Origin of the sequence: Streptococcus sp. CCH8-H5, assembly GCF_001556505.1 — a bacterium.
GTDB lineage: Bacteria > Bacillota > Bacilli > Lactobacillales > Streptococcaceae > Streptococcus.
Genome location: NZ_LSIZ01000087.1, coordinates 1 through 253 on the forward strand (window position 1 = coordinate 1; position 253 = coordinate 253).

The following is a 253-nucleotide window of genomic DNA, read 5'->3' on the forward strand; positions in this document are numbered from 1 at the left end:
AAATGGCGCGAGACGGAATCGAACCGCCGACACATGGAGCTTCAATCCATTGCTCTACCAACTGAGCTACCGAGCCATATTGCGGGAGCAGGATTTGAACCTACGACCTTCGGGTTATGAGCCCGACGAGCTACCTAGCTGCTCCATCCCGCGTTAATTATAAGGAGGATGTGGGATTCGAACCCACGCACGCTTTTACACGCCTGACGGTTTTCAAGACCGTTCCCTTCAGCCGGACTTGGGTAATCCTCCA

The 253-nt window shown here is 53.8% G+C and carries 3 tRNA genes; all 3 read right to left on the reverse strand.

The features are described 5' to 3' along the window. Positions 1-3: 3 nt before the first annotated feature. The 3 genes from AX663_RS05495 to AX663_RS05505 all read right to left on the reverse strand — a co-directional run bounded on the left by AX663_RS05495 (position 4) and on the right by AX663_RS05505 (position 252). A tRNA-Phe gene (locus AX663_RS05495) sits at positions 4-76 on the reverse strand. Positions 77-79: 3 nt separating this feature from the next. Continuing rightward, a tRNA-Met gene (locus tag AX663_RS05500) sits at positions 80-153 on the reverse strand. A 9-nt stretch (positions 154-162) separates the two neighbouring features. Next, positions 163-252: transfer RNA gene (locus tag AX663_RS05505), tRNA-Ser, on the reverse strand. Between the last annotated feature and the right edge of the window lies 1 nt (position 253).